Annotated in this window: 13 protein-coding genes; 6 read left to right on the top strand and 7 right to left on the bottom strand. The window is 73.2% G+C overall.

Translation table 11 applies throughout. From position 1 onward, the window contains the following. Positions 1-992 precede the first annotated feature (992 nt). Entirely contained in the window at positions 993-1595 is a 603-nt protein-coding gene (locus Ade02nite_RS22615) for a hypothetical protein (protein WP_203767090.1), read from the bottom strand. Positions 1596-1860: 265 nt separating this feature from the next. Between Ade02nite_RS22615 and Ade02nite_RS22610 the strand changes: the two genes are divergently transcribed. After that, positions 1861-2592 carry an alpha/beta hydrolase gene (locus Ade02nite_RS22610; protein WP_203767086.1) on the top strand — a complete coding sequence of 244 codons (732 nt, stop codon included), beginning with the start codon at positions 1861-1863 and terminating at the stop codon, positions 2590-2592. A 60-nt stretch (positions 2593-2652) separates the two neighbouring features. Here Ade02nite_RS22610 and Ade02nite_RS22605 read toward each other — a convergent pair whose 3' ends face one another. Continuing rightward, on the bottom strand, positions 2653-3558 hold the full coding sequence (locus Ade02nite_RS22605; protein WP_203767072.1) for a proteasome assembly chaperone family protein: 906 nt from the start codon (positions 3556-3558) through the stop codon (positions 2653-2655). 207 nt (positions 3559-3765) lie between these two features. Between Ade02nite_RS22605 and Ade02nite_RS22600 the strand changes: the two genes are divergently transcribed. Both Ade02nite_RS22600 and Ade02nite_RS22595 read left to right on the top strand, forming a co-directional pair. Beyond that, complete coding sequence (locus tag Ade02nite_RS22600) at positions 3766-4488, top strand: EcsC family protein (RefSeq protein WP_203767070.1); 723 nt, start codon at positions 3766-3768, stop codon at positions 4486-4488. A gap of 61 nt (positions 4489-4549) precedes the next feature. Then, a complete protein-coding gene (locus Ade02nite_RS22595; RefSeq protein ID WP_203767067.1) occupies positions 4550-5143 on the top strand; it encodes a fibronectin type III domain-containing protein in 594 nt (197 codons plus the stop codon). On the opposite strand, the gene Ade02nite_RS22590 is transcribed toward Ade02nite_RS22595, so the two are convergent. The 5 genes from Ade02nite_RS22590 to Ade02nite_RS22570 form a co-directional block, all read right to left on the bottom strand. Then, positions 5127-5960 carry an NAD-dependent epimerase/dehydratase family protein gene (locus Ade02nite_RS22590; RefSeq protein ID WP_203767064.1) on the bottom strand — a complete coding sequence of 278 codons (834 nt, stop codon included), beginning with the start codon at positions 5958-5960 and terminating at the stop codon, positions 5127-5129. The genes Ade02nite_RS22595 and Ade02nite_RS22590 overlap by 17 nt on opposite strands. Then, positions 5957-7201: a cytochrome P450 gene (locus Ade02nite_RS22585; RefSeq protein WP_203767062.1), complete on the bottom strand. Its 1245-nt coding sequence runs from the start codon at positions 7199-7201 to the stop codon at positions 5957-5959. Before Ade02nite_RS22585 ends, Ade02nite_RS22590 begins: the two co-directional genes overlap by 4 nt. A 118-nt stretch (positions 7202-7319) precedes the next feature. Then, positions 7320-8771, bottom strand: coding sequence for a class I adenylate-forming enzyme family protein (locus Ade02nite_RS22580; protein ID WP_203767059.1), 1452 nt, complete (start codon positions 8769-8771; stop codon positions 7320-7322). Beyond that, a complete protein-coding gene (locus tag Ade02nite_RS22575) occupies positions 8771-9505 on the bottom strand; it encodes a glycosyltransferase family 2 protein (protein WP_203767055.1) in 735 nt (244 codons plus the stop codon). The genes Ade02nite_RS22580 and Ade02nite_RS22575 overlap by 1 nt, the downstream gene beginning before the upstream one ends. Beyond that, positions 9502-10485 (bottom strand): 3-oxoacyl-ACP synthase III family protein, encoded by a 984-nt coding sequence (locus Ade02nite_RS22570; protein WP_203767052.1) that lies wholly within the window; start codon positions 10483-10485, stop codon positions 9502-9504. The genes Ade02nite_RS22575 and Ade02nite_RS22570 overlap by 4 nt, the downstream gene beginning before the upstream one ends. 64 nt (positions 10486-10549) lie before the next feature. On the opposite strand from Ade02nite_RS22570, the gene Ade02nite_RS22565 reads away from it, so the two are divergent. Genes Ade02nite_RS22565 through Ade02nite_RS22555 form a run of 3 tightly spaced genes read left to right on the top strand, consistent with a single transcriptional unit; the run spans position 10550 to position 13300 of the window. Further along, positions 10550-12124: a Na+/H+ antiporter gene (locus Ade02nite_RS22565; protein ID WP_203767048.1), complete on the top strand. Its 1575-nt coding sequence runs from the start codon at positions 10550-10552 to the stop codon at positions 12122-12124. Then, positions 12121-12387, top strand: coding sequence for a UBP-type zinc finger domain-containing protein (locus Ade02nite_RS22560; protein ID WP_203767046.1), 267 nt, complete (start codon positions 12121-12123; stop codon positions 12385-12387). Before Ade02nite_RS22565 ends, Ade02nite_RS22560 begins: the two co-directional genes overlap by 4 nt. 1 nt (position 12388) lies before the next feature. Further along, the gene (locus Ade02nite_RS22555; RefSeq protein WP_203767032.1) at positions 12389-13300 is read left to right on the top strand and encodes a ketopantoate reductase family protein; all 912 of its coding nucleotides are present in this window, start codon (positions 12389-12391) and stop codon (positions 13298-13300) included. Positions 13301-13949: the final 649 nt, after the last annotated feature.

Below are 13949 nucleotides of genomic sequence, written 5' to 3'. Positions count from 1 at the left end.
GGGTGCCGCGTTTTCGCCGGCCGCAGTCTCCGCCGTTGCCCCGTTTTCGCCGGCTGCAGTCTCCGCCGTTGCCGCGTTTCCGCTCGCCGCGGCTCCTGCGGTCCCCGCGCTGACGTCCGCGCGCGCGACCGCCGGTTGCACCAGCGTGCCCGCCGCGACCCCCGCCACCGCCAGGCCAACAACCCGACCAAATGCCCCCATGACGAACGCCCCCCGACGCGCCTGAACGTGCTGTACACCGAGAGGATCGTCGCAACCGTTCTGCTCCTAAGGCATTCCCCGCCGGAAACCGCGATTTCCCTCCTCCAGCGTTAATCCGTTCGTCCAACCGAAGCCGCCGAGCACCGCGAGAGCGGCGCCCGGACAGGGCTCCGAGAGGCGGGGGTGGAGGGCGCTCCGCTGGGCAGGGCGAGGAGGGGAGGCGAGGCGGGGTGGAGGGCCTCCGCCGGGCAAGGCGATGAGACGCCGCCGGGCACGGTGCAGGCGGCGCCGCGAGGTAAGAGACGGCGCTGTGGTCGTCATCAGCTGACGCGCCGCAGAATGCCCGGAGTCCATACCGGCGCCGTCTCAGTGGTGCCCGCGCAGGGGCGCACCCCGAGGGCACCAGGCGCTGAACGGCTTCCATCCTCAAGGAGCGAAACGCGGCGGCCGCCAGTCACGAGGCGATGCGGTCAATCCCGCAGCAAGCCCGCGGGTTGGTGGTCCCCGTGCCGAGGTAGCCGGGGCGCCGGACGGAACCGAGCGAGGTGCCGGGTGACCGCCCAGCGTCCTCCGTCTAGGCGCGGGCATCCATCGGCCGACGGCGTGCGGCGTTGCCCGATTCGAGAAGCGCGCCCCGGGCTCGAGAAGCGTGCCGGGTTTCGAGGAAGGGTGGGGCGCGTCCCAGGTTCGAGAGGCGCCCGGATGGATCGGGCGCGCTCGGGGTTGAGGGCGCGGCCGCCCCAGGTGGACATGGGCGGTCGAGAGCCGGGGCGGCCGCGGGTCGAGGTGGGTCAGGCCGGCGCGCCCCACATGGCGGTGAAGGCGGCTGCCTCGCCGGCGAGCCAGGCTTCGATGTCGTGGGGCTTGGCGGTGGGGTCCATGCGGTGGGTGACGCCGCGGCGCAGGTCGACCAGGACCGGCTCGGCGTTGGGGAGGATCTGGTCCATGTGGCGGGCCATCAGGTGCAGTGTGGCGGTCACGGCCTCGGGGGTGGGCGGGTCCTCGTCGAAGTGGAGGCGGACGGCCTCGCGGCGGCCGTCCTCGTAGCGGAGGCCGAAGTGGGGGTTGATCTTCACGGCGAGGGGGCCGACGGTGGCCAGGGCATCTCTTGTCTGTGCCAGGCCGACCTGGTCGGGGGCGCCGAGGGAGGCCAGGTAGGTCTTGGCGCCGGCGCTGACCGACTCGTAGAGCGGCTTCCAGCGCTCCTTGACCAGATCGACCACGCCGGACAGGTAGGAACCGCCGGTGCGGAAGGCGATGTCGGCCTTGAGCGCCTTGACGAGCTGGCCGTGCGGGTTGAAGCCGGAGCGGCGCTCGCGTGCGCGGCGCAGGCCGCCGACGAACGTGGCCTTGGCCGGGCCGGTGCGAGTCACATATCGGGTGAAACCGAGCATGGTCGCGTAGGGCGGGATGACGGGCACGGGGGTGGTCGAGGGAACACTCAGGACGGACGAGGTCACGTCGATCTCCTAACTGGAGCACCCGGAACACGCTGAAGATCAGCAGGTCAGAGGGCGTCTTTCGTACATACATTCTAATCGAGGGGTGCGACAATCCCAACCCGCGCGCGGGCACAATGGTCGATATGCGCGGGTCCGCGGCGACGAATTTCGGCGGCGTCCTGGCGACCGGGCGGCACGCCAGGCGTACGGTCGCCGGATGGCTTTGATCCGCGTTGACTTCGCCTCCGAGGCGCTCGAGCTGGACACCTCGATGACGGTCGTGCTGCCGCAGGAGGGTGAGCGGCCGCCGCCGCTGCTCTACCTGCTGCACGGGCTCACCGACGACGACACCGCCTGGACGCGGTTCACTTCGATCGAGCGGTACGCGAGCGCGAAGGGTCTCGCCGTCGTCATGCCCCAGGTGCACCGCAGCTTCTACGCCGACGAGGCGTACGGCATGCGCTTCTGGACGTTCCTGAGTCAGGAGCTGCCGGCGACCGTCGAGCGCTTCTTCCGGGTCTCGGTCAAGCCCGAGGAGACGTACGTGGCGGGGCTGTCGATGGGCGGCTACGGCGCCCTCAAGTGGGCGCTGCGGCAGCCCGAGCGGTTCGCGGCGGCGGCCGGCCTGTCAGGGGCGCTCGACCTCGCGTACCTCCAGGAGAACGACGACCGGCCGCACATCCGCGCCTTGATGCAGCGCGTCTTCGCGGGCCGTCCCGCCGAGGGGACCGATGACGACCTGTTCCACCTGATCCGCAAGGCGGGGCGGAAGCCGCGGCTGATGGTGCGCTGCGGCACCGACGACTACCTGGTCAAGCAGAACGAGCGCTTCGTCGAGGCGTGCGCGGAGGCGGGGGTGCCGCTGGATGCCGCCTTCACCCCGGGCGACCATGACTGGGCGTATTGGGACCGCGAGATCCAGACGGTGCTCGACTTCTTCATCAAATAAGCGGATAAATCGGTCAAGGGAGTGCTGGGGCGCGGGGGAATGCCCCGCGCCCCAGGCGTGCTACTCCTGGTCGCGGCCCTGTTCGGCCAGGAAGCGCTCCAGCTCGGCGCCCAGTTCCTCGGCCGTGGGCAGCGGGCGGTCGGTGTCGGCGAGCAGGTTGCTCTCGCGGCCGCGCAGGAAGGCGTCGTACTGCGCCTCCAGAGAGGCGACCAGGCGGCCGGCCTGCTCGTCGTCGGCGATCTGCTTGTCGACGTCGTCGCGGACCGCGCGGGCGGCCTCGCGCAGGTCGCCCGTCGGCAGGGCCAGGCCGGTGCTCGACGACAGCGAGTCGAGCAGCAGCTCGGCGGCGGCCGGGTAGGTGGTCTGTGCGAGGTAGTGCGGCACGTGCGCCGCGTAGCCCATGGCCGTGTGGCCGGCCTCGCCCAGGCGGAACTCGAGCAGGTTGCCGACGCTGGCCGGCACCTGGACCCGCTGGAGCCACGGCTCGCGGTCGCCGAGCAGCGACTTGTCGGTGGCGTGGGCCGTGACGCTGCTGGGGCGGGTGTGCGGCACCGCCATCGGGATCGCGTTGAGGCCGACGGTCAGCCGTACGCCGAAGCGCTCGACCAGCGCGATCACCGCCGTGATGAAGCGCTCCCACTGCAGGTCGGGCTCGGGGCCCGCCAGCAGCAGGAACTCGGTGCCGAGCTGGTCGCGCACCAGGTGCAGGGCGAGGCTGGGCTCCTCGTAGCTCTCCCAGTGGTCCTCGACGAAGATCATCGGTGGACGGCGGGATCGGTAGTCGAGGAGCTGGTCGAGGTCGAACGTCGCGAGGACGCGGCTCTCGAGACCGTCGAGCAGGCTCTCGCGGGCCAGCTGGATCGCGCTGCCCGCGTCGACGAACCCGGTGAGCGCCTGGACGAGGACCGGCTCGTCGAGCTCCGGCAGGTCGTCGGCCAGCTCGTAGAGCTCGTGTGGGTCGAGCACGTCGAACGCCTCCTGTGATGGGCCAAAGCGGGTAACCCGTGCGAACAACACTGCCCCGCGTTTCATTCCGTGCGCCGGGCTTGTGCCCGTCGACACATGAAAAACGTACCGAATCGCCGATGTGCCCCCGTCCTTCGGGCAGAGAAGATCTCGGAGAAGGCACAACTGAAGATCGGGTCTCGCGTGCACGTGCATCCGCACGGCACAATGGCACAGGAACGTTCCCTTCCCCCCTCGGAGCGATCTGTGACCGAAGCACCACAAAAGCCCGCCTCGCTCGCCGCCGCCGAAAACGCCGAACCCCCCGGCTCCCTCTGGGCCCGCATGAAGGCCGACCCGCAGTACGCGCCGGAGCACCTCGCCCTCGAAGCCGTCCGCCGCCTCGGCCCCGAGGCCGCCGAATGGGTGCGCCTCACCCGCGCCGACAACCCCGAGATCACCCCCGACGAGCTCGCCGACCTGGCCGTCAAGCGGTTCACCACGCTCGCCCGCATCTCCGGTGCGGTCTCCGGCGCCACCGGGCTGCCCGGCGCGGTCCTCGACGTCGGCGTCCTGGCGTGGAACCAGGCGCGCATGGTGCTGCACGTGGCCGCCGCGTACGACCACGACCCGTCCGCCTCCGAGCGCGCGACCGACCTGCTCGTGCTCCAGCGCGTGCACAAGGCCGCCCAGTCCGCCCGTGTCGCCCTCGGTGTCGCCGCCGGGCGCGAGCGAGCGGTCCGGCTTCTCGGCGGCGCGGCCTCCGGGCCGCTGAGCGGCGCCATGGTCCGGCTGGGCGTCAAGCTGGCGGGCATGGCAGGCGTACGAGCTGCCAAGAAGGTCTTCGCCAAGATGATCCCGGGCGCCGCCGTGGTGCTGGGCACGTGGGCCAACGCCGCCGCGACCAAGAACCTCGCGGGGCGCACCCGTGAGCTGTACCGCCCCGCCTAAGGAGCAGGAGCCTCCGGCCGAACGGAACCGGCGTACGGAACCGAACGGACGGAGGCTGCGAGTGCGTCGTCGCTGGATGGGCACCCTGGGACTGGGCACGCTCGCGCTGGTGCCGCTGCTGGCCGCGTGCGGCAGCGGCGAGAGCGCGGCCGGCGCGCAGGAGGCGACCGCCGGCAAGAGCTGGGTGGTCGTCGCCAACGGCAGCGCCACCCCGTCGCCGGTGGTGACCGGCGCGAAGTCGACCGCGACCCCGTTCCCGACCGGCTTCCTGCCGTTGTCGAGCGCGTCGCCGGCGCCCACCCCGACCGGCTCGCTGTCGTGCGCGCCGGTGAAGCAGAACCCGATCAACGGCGCCACCGCGGTCGCCGGCGCCACGTCGGCCACGGTCACCTGGTACCACCCCGGCGGCGGCAACCTGGTCGACTACCGCGTCACCGCGATCTCCCAGGACGCGATGCTCGGCGAGCAGCGCGACATCGGCTGGACCGTGGTCACGCCCGGCGAGCCCTGCACGTTCATGAGCGCCACCGTGACCGGGCTCGACCGCGACACCCGCTACACGTTCTCGGTCGACGCCGTGCAGACCCGGCCCGGCTTCGACGGCACCTACGCCAAGACGGTCGCCCGCACCCAGGTGGTCAGCACAACCGCGTGACCGGCGCATAACCCTGCCGGCGCGCCCGCTCGACGCTCAGCACCATGCCGTCCGTGACTTGATCGATGGCGTACGGCGTGAGCACCGGCTCCGGCATCAGCCCGGCCACCGCCGCCACCGCCCGCGCGGCCGCCACCGGCACATGGCGTACGGGCACACCCAGCACCGCGGAGACGGCGGCGTCACGCCGATAGACGACGTCGTCGGCGATGTTGTACGCCCCCGCGGGCCACCGATGAGCCGCGAGGCAGGCCACGGCCAGGTTGCCGACGGCCGTGAGGCTCAACGGCACGTCCGGCCCGGGCAGCCACGCCCGGCCGCCCCGCACGGTCCGCCGCAGCCGCGGCAGCAGGTGCGGGTCCCCGTCGCCGTAGACGGCGCGCGGCCGGAGCACCACCTTCCCGGCGTCGAGCGCGAGCCGGTCCCCGGCTGCCTTGGTGCGCCCGTAGGCACTCCGCTGCCCGTCGGCCGGATGATCCTCCGTGACCGGCCCTTCGTAGGGCCCCGGCCGGTAGACGCTGGCGCTGCTCACCCACACCACCGGCCGGTCCGCCGCCGCGGCGAGCAGCCGCCGGGTCCCGTCGACGTTGACCGCGTGGAAGTCGCCGCGCTTCGAGTCTCCGACGGCCGCCGCCAGATGCAGCACCACGTCAACTCCCGACAAGTCGGGAAGGTCCCGCGTGGCGTCCCAGGGTTGATGGCGCCCCACCGGCCCGGGCCGCCGTCCGAAGCAGACGACGTCGTGCCCTCCGACGGCGGCGAGGCGGGCGACCGCGCCACCGCAGAAGCCGCTGGCGCCGGTGACCGCGATCCTCATCGCTCACCCGCGCGGCGCTCACGGCCCTCCGCCGGGCGTCTCGGTGCCGGGAGCGGTGCGGTCCTCGTGGTGCTCGCCGGGGCGCCGGTCGACGATGACGGCCGGCCGGCCTGCCCGACACCGAGGCCCGGGCCTGCCGTGGGGTGGTGCGGGCCGCCCACCCGCGGCGTGGGTTGTGTGGTGGCGCGGACGGCGAGGGAGCGCCAGCTCGGCAGGGCCGCTCGGCGGTCGGCCCGGGCTCGCGTCACGGCCGGGCGGTAGGGGGCCAGGGCGGCCAGGACGTCCGCCAGCTGGGTGCGGGCCAAGCGCGCGCCCGGGCAGGCGTGCGGGCCGGCGCCGAAAACCAGCTGGGACGTCGGGGGCGGTGCCGGGTTCGATGGGCACGGGTCGTCTCGGTGGGCGCCGGCCGCGTGGCGGGCGATCAGCAGCATGCGGTCGCCCGCGCGGACCGGGCAGCCGCCCACCTCGGCGTCGGCTGCGGCCACGCGGGGGAGCAGCGGGGTGGGCGCGGTGACCCGCAGCAACTCGTCTGCCAGGGCGGGCGAGGAGGCGTGCTCCCAGAGGCCGGCGTCGCAGGCCCACGCCACGGCTCGGGGGATCGCCGCGACCGTGGTGTTGACGGCGGCGACGGCCAGCATCGCCGCCAGGCCGGCCTCGTCCCGCCGGGCCGGGGCGACCAGGTCGAGCAGCCGGGCGGCGTGGGCCTCGGCGGACCTGGTGGCGCGCCGACGGCCCGGGCCGGGCAGATGGGCTCGCGCCGCGGCGGCCGCGGCCTCCTGGGCGGCCGATGCCAGGTCGAGCGGGTCGACGCCGAGGTCCAGGAGGGCCGCGGCGGTCGTCCCGGCGATCTCGGCCGCGAGCGGAACCACGTCGAGACGCCCGCCGGCGGCCAGCGCCGGCAGACGAGCGTCGAGCAGGGCCGTCCAGACCGGGCGGAGCCGGGCCACGCCGGCCGCGCCGAGCAGGTCGGCGGTGTCGCGGCGGGTGTCCCGGTGGTCCTCGCCGTGCTGGTCGAAGAGCGCCCCGCGCCCGGCCAGCTCGCCGGCGGCCCCGCCGGTGGTGCCCTCGGCCGTGCGGTCGAGCGGCACCCTGGTCAGCGCGGTGCGGTAGGCCTCGCGGTCGTGCACCAGCACGGTGCTTCCGATGCGCAGGGCCCGCCGGTGCCGCGTCGCGGCGAGCAGCGCGAAAAGAACGGGGTGGCTGCGCAGATAGACCCGCCGGTCCCGCCCCCGCGCGCTCATCGGCGCCCCACGGAGAAGGGACGGCCCGCGAGGTAGCGCCACCCCGCGGCGGGACGCTGGCTCGCGAGGAAAGCGCGACCCGCGGCGCAGGTGCGGGCCGCCGAGGGGAGAAGGGCGCTCATCGGCGGGCCGCCAAAGCCGCCGTGGCCCGCCGGTCGGGCTTGCGGGAGCGGCCGGCCAGCGGTATCCGGTCGAAGACGACCTCGTCGGGGCGGGCCGAGCCCATGCGGGCGAGCGGTTCGCGCAGGGCGGCGCGCACCTCCCGTTCGGTGGCGCCGTCCGCCTTCTGCACGACGGCGACCACGCGTTCGTCGCCGTCGCCGGCCGGGACGCCGACCAGCAGGGCCAGCTCCACGCCGGGCACGTGCAGGGAAGGCTCGTAGAGGCCCGGATAGATGTTCTCGGCCCGGCGCAGGATCATGTCCTTCGCCCGGCCGCCCAGGACCACGGAACGGTCGTCGAGGACGCGGCCGATGTCGCCGGTCGCCACCCACTCGAAGGGCTCCTCGCCGAGATACCGATCCGCCGCCGTCGGCCCACCAAGCAGCAGCTCGCCAGAAGCGGCGGCAGCGGCGGCGCCGGCCACGGCGGAGGCGTCGGGGGAGACGCGGGCGGTCACGCCGGGAAGGAGACGGCCCACCAGGTCGCCCTCCCCGGTGAAGGCGGACTTCTCCGACTCCTCGACGGCCGCGGCGGGGAAGACCTCGGTCAGCGCGTAGACCCCCCAAGCCTCGGACGCCCCCGACCGCCGGACCGAGCGGAGCAGGGCGGCGCTCACGGGCGCCGAGCCGCTGTAGACGCGACCGGTGAAGCGAGTGCCCGCCGCGAGAGCGTTCCGTACCTGGGGTGGGGTCAGATAGGTGGCCTGCGGCCGCAACTCGCGGAGCTGGCGGGCCAGAGAGCGGCGCGACGGGAAGGCCACCGGCGCCCCGCTCGCCAGCGACGGCAGCAGCACGAAGAACGTGCCTCCCACGACCGGCACGTCCGGTTCGGGGCGGACGAGGTCGCGTACCGCCGTCATGCCCGCCGAGATGGAGCGACGGGTGTGCACCACGGCGCGCGGGCGGGTGGTCGTGCCCGAGGTGAAGACGATCACCGAGTCGCCCTCACCCTCGTACGGCCGGGGGAGACGGCCCGGAAGGGGACGCAGAGCCGGCGGCGAACCCGGAAGCCGTCGCCCGATGGTCCTGACCGGCGCGATGGCGCCGAGCTCCGGCAGCGCGAGGTGGGCACGGCGGGCGAGGCGCGCGGCCCATCCGGCCACCGCCTGCGCCGCGGCGTCGGCCAGCACCAGACGCGGCGCCGCGAGGGCCAGCCGGGCGCGCAGCACGTCGGGACCGGCGGTGGGGTCCAGCACGGCGACGCGCAGGCCCAGGTGGTACGCGGCCAGCAGCGTCGCCAGCGAGCGCGGCCCCGGGCGTACCGCCAGGGCGATGGTGTCCCCGGGATCCAGATGGGCCAGGGCGACGGCGTAACCGCGGACCAGCTCGGCCAGCTCGCCGCGGGTGGCGCCCGGAAGGGCCGGACGGGGGTCGCCGGGACGCAGGCCGTCGATGAGTTCGGTGAGCATCAGCGCGGGTCCGCCGTTCGCGGGCCGCTGCCGCGGTCGAGGTACCACTTGGCCGTGCCGACGACCCCGTAGGCACGGATGCGCCGCGTCGAGTTGGCCACCACCATGTCGCGGCTGTGCACGATGTCGGCCGTCGTGCGGCGTACCCGGTTGAGGAAGGTCCGATCGGTGGGTGAGGGGCGCCGCGGCATCCCTCCGCAGGCGAGATAGAGCTCCGCGGTGATGGCCATGTTGTTGCCGGCGTGCATGCGGTACGGGGCCTTGAACTCCGCCGTGCGATGCGCGGGACGCACGCGGCCGAACGCCGCGGCCAGCACCACGAGCAGCCGGAAGAAACCGCGGCCGACCGGGCCGTGCTCGTCGGCGCGCGCGGTGATCTTGCCGCAGGCCATGGCGCCGCCGGAGGCCAGCGCGGCCCGGGCGGCGGCGACCCAGCCGGGAGCGGGCAGGCAGTCCGCGTCCGTACGGGCCAGATGCACCGCTCCCGCGGCGATGGCGTGCCGGAAGCCGGTGTCGACCGCGCAGCCGACGCCCTTGTCCGTCTCGACGAGCAGCTCGACGGGGAACGGCGCCTCGAAGCGGCGTACTACCTCGGCGGTGCCGTCCGTCGAGTTGTTGTCCACGACCAGCAGCGTGAAGTCGGTGTCGGTCTGCGCCGCCAGCGCCGCCAGGGTCGCGGAGATGCGAGCCTGTTCGTTGTACGCGGGCACGACCACCCAGAGCGGCGCCGTCACGACACCTCCCAGACCATGGTCATCAGGCTGACGCCGCCGCCGAGGCCGACCAGCAGCACGCGGTCGCCCGGCCGCAGATCCGGGTGTACGCGGGCGAGCTGGACCCCCAGCGTCGCGGAGGCCATGTTGCCGAGCTCGTCGACGGTGATCTCCAGCTTGTCGCGGGGCACGCCGGCCACCTCCACGAAGCGGTTCAGGTAGGGCACCGTGACCTGGTGCACGAGCACCCGGGCGAAGCCGTCCCAGCTGCCGCCGAAGCGGCCGAGGACGCGGGTGAGCAGCCCCGGGCCGATGCTCTCGAAGACGCCGCGCAGCCGGTGGCCGTCGCCGCTGAAATAGGTGTGCTCGTCGCCGCGCGGATGCCGGGAGCCGCCGCCGAAGATGCCGCCGACGCCCCAGTGCTCGGAGTGGGTCTCGGCGTCCACATCGAGGATGCCGCCCGCGGTCACCGGCTCGACCAGCGCGGCGGCCCCCGCGTCGCCGAAGGTGTAGCCGGCCAGCGCCGTCCGCGCCTGGGCGAGGCTCGTCAGCTCGGGCCGCATCGCCCGGGTCGGCGTCTCGCCGGTGACGACCAGCGCGGTCCGGGCCCGCCCGGCCAGGATCATCGACCGGGCCAGGTCGATGCCGTTGAGGAAGCTGTTGCAGGCGTTCGTGACGTCCAGCGCGTGCGCCCGGCCGCCGAGCGCGGCCTGCACCACGTGGGCGGTCGCCGGCTCGGCCATGTCCCGGGTGGCGCTGGCGAAGAGCAACAGGTCGACGTCGAGCGGGTCGCGGCCGGTGTCGGCCAGGACCTTGGTCGCGGCGTCGATCGCCAGGTCGGAGGCGTACTCGTCGTCGGCCGCGATCCGCCGCCGGGCGATGCCGGTGGCCTGCTCGAACATCCGCGGCGGCAAGCCCGGCGCGACCCGGCGCTGGAGCTCCGCGGTGGTGACCTCGCGCGCCGGCAGGGCGTACGCGATCCCGGTGATACCCACATTCATGGGCGACAGCCTGCCGTACGCGAGCGAGATGGTCTTGAGCACGAGTACTTATAAGCTTCCGGCCATGGAGAGCATCGTCGACGTGGTCGTGTTGGTGGCGATCTCGGTGTTCGGCGCCGCTCTGGCCCGCCGCCTGGGTTTCGTCGCGCCCCTCGTGCTGCTGGTGGCCGGTCTCGCGCTGTCGTACGTCCCGGGGTTTCCCGAGGCCCACCTCGAGCCCGAGCTGGTGCTGATCGGCATCCTGCCGCCGCTGCTCTACGTGGCCGCGCTGGAGACGTCGGTGCCCGCGTTCCGCCGGGCGCTGCGACCCATCCTGCTGCTCGCCGTCGGCCTGGTGCTGGTCACCGCGTTCGCCGTCGGCACCGCCGTTCACCTGCTCCTTCCCGATGTCCCGTACGCGGCGTGCGTGGCACTCGGCGCGGTCGTCGCCCCGCCCGACGCGGTCTCGGCGACCGCCATCGCGCGCCGGGTCGGCCTGCCCCGCCGGGTCGTCACGATCCTCGAGGGCGAGAGCCTGCTCAACGACGCGACCGCCCTGGTGCTGGTGCGCATCTCGGTCGGCGCCCTCGCCGGCGCCGCGGTCGGCTTCTGGCCCATCGCCGGCGAGGTGGCGCTCAAGGCCGGCGGTGGCGTGCTGATCGGCTTCGTGGCGGCGTTCCTCGCGGCCAAGCTCCACCGCAAGATCGAGGATCCGCTGCTCGACGACGCCGTGTCCTTGCTCACGCCGTTCGTCGTGGTGATCATCGCGGAGGAGGTGCACAGCTCCAGCGTCGTGGCCGTCGTGATCGCCGGCCTCTACCTCGGCCACCGCCGGCCCTACCTGCTGTCGGCCACCTCGCGGCTCCAGATGGACGCCATCTGGCGCATGATCAGCTTCCTGCTGGAGGGCGTGGTCTTCCTGATGGTCGGCCTCCAGCTGCGCAGCATCGGCGAGAGCATCGAGACCCCCGTCGGCACCACCATCCAGGTCAGCGTCACCGTCGTCCTGGTGGTGATCCTGACGCGGTTCGTGTGGATGTACCCGGCCACCTATCTGGCCCGGCTGCTGCCGCGGGTGCGCAACCGCGTGGAACGCACGCCGATCTCGGTGCCGACGGTCATCTCGTGGGCGGGCATGCGCGGCGTGGTGACGCTGGCCGCCGCCCAGACGCTGCCGCTGCCCGGCGAGGACGGGGTGCCCGAGTATCCTCGTGACCTGTTCATCTTCGTCGCCTTCGTGGTGATCGTGGTCACGCTGCTGCTCCAGGGCACCACGCTGCCGTGGCTGGCCCGGGTGCTCGACGTCCGCGAGGACACCACGACCGAGGACGCGCTCGCCGAGGCCGGCGTGCAACACCAGGCCAGCCGCGCCGCGCTGGAAGCGCTGGAGAAGAACGCCGACGGCGCACCCGCCTCGGTGGTGGAGCGGCTGCGCGCCCTGGTCGACAGCCGGTCCAACAACGCGTGGGAACGCCTCGGCGATCAGCAGCGGGAGACCCCGTCCGCGGCGTACGGTCGGCTGCGGCGCGAGATGATCAGTGCGGAGCGGCACGTCTTCAAGGTGGCCCGCAACGAGGGCCGCATCCCCGAGGAGGTGCTGACCCGCGCCCAGCGCGACCTCGACCTGGAAGAGTCCCAGCTGCTACGGAGTGACGATTGACCTGCCTGCACCTCAAGGAGTCCGGTGACCCGGCGCCGCAGTCGGCGTACGAGGACGGCTGCCCCGAGTGCGTGGCCGCCGGCCACCACGACTGGGTCCACCTGCGTCTCTGCCTGACCTGCGGAAAGGTGGCCTGCTGCGACTCCTCACCGCGGCGGCACATGTCCGCGCACCATCAGGAGTCCGGCCACCCGGTGATGCGCTCGTTCGAGCCGGGCGAAAATTGGAAGTGGTGCTTCGACGACGAGCTTCTAGGCTATTGACGTGCGCATCCTCTTCGTCGGAGCCGGCGCGACCGGCGGCTACTTCGGCGGGCGTCTCGCGGCGGCCGGCCGGGACGTCACGTTCCTGGTCCGGCCGGCGCGAGCCGCGTCGCTGGCCTCCCGCGGCCTCCGCCTGACCGGCCCCGACGGCACGACGTCGGTGCGCCCGCGCACGGTGACCGCCGGGCAGATCGACGGCCCGTACGACGTCGTGGTCATCGCCGTGAAGAGCTACGGCCTCGAACAGGCGATGATCGACCTGGCGCCGGCCGTCGGCCCGTCCACGGTCGTGATCCCCCTGCTGAACGGCATGCGCCACGTCGACGAGCTGGTCGGCGCCTTCGGCCCGTCCCGCGCCTGGGGCGGCGTCTGCATGATCCACGCCAGCCTCGACGAGCACGGCGACGTGGTCCAGATGACCGGCCTGCACCGCATCAGCTTCGGCCGCCTCGACGGCTCCGACGTCCCCGCCCCGATCGTCGAGGCCTTCGACGGCGCCGGCTTCGACGCCTTCGCCTCCCCCACGATCGTGCAGGACATGTGGGAGAAATGGGTCTTCCTGGCCAGCCTCGGCGCGGCCACCACCCTGATGCGAGCCACGGTCGGCGACATCAACCGGGCCCCGGGCGGCAACGCCTTCGGCGCCCGCATCGCCGCCGAGGCCATGGCCATCGCCACGGCGGCCGGCCACACCCCACGCCCGGCGGCGGTGTCGGTGCTCCAGAACGGCCTGTCCACCGACCAGCCCATGACCTCGTCGATGTACCGCGACATGATGGCCGGCCTCCCGGTCGAGGCGGAAGCCATCCTCGGCGACTTCGTGGCCGAGGCCGACAAGCACGGGGTGCCGGTCCCGGCACTGGCGGCGGCCTACACCAACCTGGCCATCTACTCGGCCAAGCGCGGCGGTTAGGGGCTCCTGCCGGCTGATCGCTTTCGCAGGCCGGGCCCTTCCGCTTCCCCGACCCTTCTGCCTCTCCGGCCCCTCGCCTTCCCGACCCTTCTGCCTCCCCGGCCCCTCGCCTCCCCGGCCCCTCGCCTCCCCGGCCCCTCGCCTCCCCGGCCCTTCTGCCTTCTCGGTTCTTCCGTCGGTCGGGCTCTTGTGCCTTTTCGGTTCTTCCGTCGGTCGGGCTCTTGTGCCTTCTCGGCTCTTCCGTCGGTCGGGCTCTTTGTCTCCTCGGCCCTTCCGCCGGTTCGGCCTTCGCTCGTTCGACCCCTTTGCCGGCCCGGCGCGCATGACGAGTTGTCCCGGCGCGGGGAATCATTCTCGCGCCACGGATGATTGTCTCGCGGCGTCTATCTCGAATCCTGGAGAAATTCTTTGGTCTGGCATGATCGATTACTGGTATTTGATCTGCGCGGCACGGGATAATGGTTCAGGTTGCAGCTCGAATTGTGCACCCGTCGGGAGCGGGGAGGGCGGCGCTGAGTCGGAACGACGACTCTTCCTGTGCCGAGTGACCGGTGACCTTGGGCGCGGTGCGTTGCGGTGCCGGGCGGTGCGTTGCGGTGCCGGGCGGTGCGTTGCGGTGCCGGGCGGTGCGCTGCGGTGCCGGGCGGTG

It is taken from the genome of Paractinoplanes deccanensis, from assembly GCF_016862115.1.
Lineage (GTDB): Bacteria > Actinomycetota > Actinomycetes > Mycobacteriales > Micromonosporaceae > Actinoplanes > Actinoplanes deccanensis.
This window is presented reverse-complemented; position numbering and strand designations above follow the sequence as displayed.